Genomic DNA, 3335 nt, shown 5'->3' with positions numbered 1-3335 from the left:
GGCACGTCGTAGGCGGGAAGCGATTTCAGTCGCGACAACGGATCGTCTTCGTTTCGAATCACGTCCGAGGTGATCTCTCCGATCAAGCGATGGTGGATCAACTGGTCTTGATCCAGAATCGTCACCCAAGCGAAACGCTCACCTTCGTCATCGAGGTCAAACTGTTCGCAATGCGGAGACTCCTCGTCGAGCGTCTCACTGCGACATTCCAGCGGATCGACGCTCTCATCGACCACCCGCAGCCGTTGCTGGCTGGCGTGGCTGATCGAATCGCCGGCGGCAATCTGCAGATCGCACATCCCGTCGGCGTACAAGATCTCGAATCCATGCCACGCTTCGGCGATCAGCGTGTCGAGCAATTGGATCGTTCGAGGCTGATCAACCGGCTCTTCTTCGCTGTACCAAAGCAACGCCTGGGCATCAAAATCGATCACCGCGCCGGCCTCGCAATCGGTGTCGAATTGATGGACCGGTTGGCGTCCGGCGAGCCATTGCTCCAACGCGTCTTGGCCCCAAATCAATTGCCGAGCGAAACACACCGATCCGAACGGATCAATGTAAATCGTCGTTTCCCCGTCGCGAATCAACGCAATCAATGCGGGCTGGATCATCGGAGTCGGCCTGCGAGTTACGGTTGCCAAGCGACACGTCCGCCGCGCTGGATGTGTGCCTGAAGCGAACGCTTCAGCTGACCGACGATTTTCGGATTCGTTTCAATCACATTGTGTTCTTCGTGTGGGTCGGCTTCCAGATCATACAGTTCCAGCGGCGAGAACGGGTCGTTCTGCATCAATTTCCATTTCCCCCGGATGAGGGCGTGATACGCGCCACCCACGTAGCGTTGGTTGCCTTCACGTCGCACAAAATAAAGTTCACGAGAGTCGTCCGGCATTAGATCGCCTTGCAAAATCGGCATCAGGCTGACCGCGTCCGATTCCGCGTCACGCGGGGCGCCGGCCAAGTCCAAGCATGTCGCCGTCAGGTCAAAGGTCAACCCAGCATAGTCGGATTTGGTTCCGGCAAGGCGTTTGTCCAGCGGCCGAATGATGAACGGGACCTTCAACCCGCCGTCATAATGGCTCTGTTTTCCGTCGCGCCAGGGCAGATTCCGCTGTCCGTGCGGAAGCGATCCGCCGTTGTCAGACGTGAACGCGACCACGGTGTTGTCGCGAAAGCCGAGACTGTCCAGGTGCGTGAGGAATCTGCCCAGGTTGTAATCGAGGTGTTCGACGAATGCCACGTTGCGGGCCCGTTTGTCTTCCATGTCCGGGTAACGGGCCTTCGTTCGGTCGAGCCACTCTTGGGGCGGCTGGATGGGAAAGTGCGGCGCGTTGTACGGCAGATAAAGAAAGAAGGGCTGCTCGGGCGATTGGCTGCGACGGTTCAAATAGTCGATCGCCCACTGCGTGAACAACTCCGTCGCGTGCCCTTCCGGATCGATCTCCTGCGAATTTCGACGCATGAAATTGATGCCGCCGCGGCGGTGGTCGTAGTAGTCATCCATCATGTCGCCCAGAAAACCGTGGAACAGATCAAATCCACGTTCGTTCGGGGTGTTGGGCGAATCTAATCCCAAATGCCACTTGCCGATGATCGCGGAGTGATACCCGACATCGCCCAGCCGATCGGCGATCGTCGGCACGCCGGGGGCGAGGTGTCCCCACGAGTTGGCCGGCACGGTCCGGATGACTCCCGGCACACCGACCCGATCGGCGTAGCGTCCGGTCATGATCGCGGCGCGGGTCGGAGAGCAAACGGTGCAATTGGCACGCATGCCGGTAAACGTGATCCCTTCGGCGGCCAATCGATCCAGGTTGGGCGTTTTTAAATCCGGCGCGCCCTGATAACTGACGTCGCCGTAACCCAAATCATCAGCCAGAATCAAAACAAGGTTGGGACGCGTTTCTGATTCGGCCTGCAGAATCGTCGGCGAAAGAATGGACGCGATCAGCGTCGCGGCGATTCCCAAAGCCAGCGCAGCGAGTCTGCGTCGCACATCGACGGGGCATGACCGGCGGCAACCGGCCTGCGTCAAAACAAGGAAGTGAAGCATGTTGAATCCCGTTCATTAAAGTGTGGACGCCGGACGGTCGTCTCGAACCCGGTTGGTGCCATCGCGGGTGACCTCCGCGCATGAAAAAACCAGAGGATCGCTGTCTGAAATCCGCGTGGTGATCCCCTGGCGGCAAGAAACCGGGTACCTTTCCTGCTCCTAGTTTCTTCTCTCCGGTCCCCCAAGTCAAATCCGACCGGCACCTCACCCTCGACGCCCGGTGGATCTCTCGGTGTGACGGTGGATCTCTCGGTGTGACGCGGTTGAGCATGATCGATGCGTGTGGCACGCCGTCGACCTTCGTGGCGATGCGCCGCAAGCAACCTGCTCAGGCCTTCTGCTTGGGATAGGGCCTTAATCCGAGCAGCATCTCCGCTCTCTCGGTGAGCGGCTTGGCCACAAATTCTTTGTCGGTGTGCTCAGCCAGATGGCTGACGACTTCGTCATAAACCGCTTGGCGACTTTGGCTCGTGTCGATCTCAACGCACTTGCCTTGGCTTTTGAACAGTTCAACGGTCGGCAGCGTCTGTGCCTTGAACGTATCAAATCGCTTCTTCAAACTCTCAACATTGTCGTCGCGTCTGCCGGTGTACTTGGCTCGGCCGAGAATACGCTGCCGCAAAACATCGTAAGGGCACTCGAAGTACAGCATCTTTGGCAACTCCGCCTCTCGACCGAAGATGTCGTACCAGCCTTCGAGGTTGCCCAGCGAGCGGGGAAAGCCATCCAACAGAAAGTTCTTCTTGCCGGTCGTTCGGGTAATCGTCTCCATCGATTTCTTCAGCAGACTGACGATGATTTCATCCGGCGCCAACTTTCCGTCGCGAATGACCTCGTTGATGATCGCAGCGGTCGGGCCTCCCGCTTCACGCTCGGCCCTCAGCAGATCGCCGGCGGACAAGTGAGTCCAGCCGAGTTGCGACTCGGCGAGTTCGCACATCGTTCCTTTCCCCGCCCCCGGACCTCCCAAAACGAAAACGACATTCGCCTTGGGACAGGGGAGTCGTGGGTCGCAGTGATGCACCACGACCTTGGGAGCCGGAGCGACGCCTTTCTTGTAAACGTGCCATTGTCTATCGGTCGGCGGCAGTTCATCGTCGCAGGTCATGTCGTAGGCGAGATGACCATCGAGTCGACAAATTCGCCAGGACTTGTAACTGTTGGAATAGGACAGAGCAGGACTTCGAGCACTTTTGCCATCGGCACGATCCCACGCCATCTTGCCATTCCAATAGCCAAGGCTCGAAACGGTACCGGATTCCGACTCGGTCGGCGGAGCCGT

Annotated in this window: 2 protein-coding genes and 1 pseudogene; all 3 read right to left on the bottom strand. The window is 58.4% G+C overall.

Going from position 1 to position 3335, the window contains the following annotated elements:
- Positions 1 to 611 (bottom strand): annotated as a pseudogene (locus ABX749_RS26855) (hypothetical protein); the annotation flags it as partial.
- Between the two features lie 17 nt (positions 612 to 628).
- Entirely contained in the window at positions 629 to 2053 is a 1425-nt protein-coding gene (locus ABX749_RS26850; protein WP_372898720.1) for a sulfatase, read from the bottom strand.
- A 328-nt stretch (positions 2054 to 2381) separates the two neighbouring features.
- A partial coding sequence (locus tag ABX749_RS26845) for a nucleoside monophosphate kinase (RefSeq protein ID WP_372898719.1) occupies positions 2382 to 3335 on the bottom strand: 954 nt, incomplete at its 5' end.

The sequence above is a fragment of the Stieleria sp. genome (assembly GCF_041595215.1).
Lineage (GTDB): Bacteria > Planctomycetota > Planctomycetia > Pirellulales > Pirellulaceae > Stieleria > Stieleria magnilauensis.
Note: the sequence above shows the minus strand (reverse complement) of the source record. Positions and strands in the feature narration are given on the sequence as shown.

Bases quoted from the DNA above. Each gene is read 5' to 3' on its own strand.
- ABX749_RS26850 (WP_372898720.1), bottom strand. From the start codon at position 2,053: ATGCTTCACTTCCTTGTTTTGACGCAGGCCGGTTGCCGCCGGTCATGC.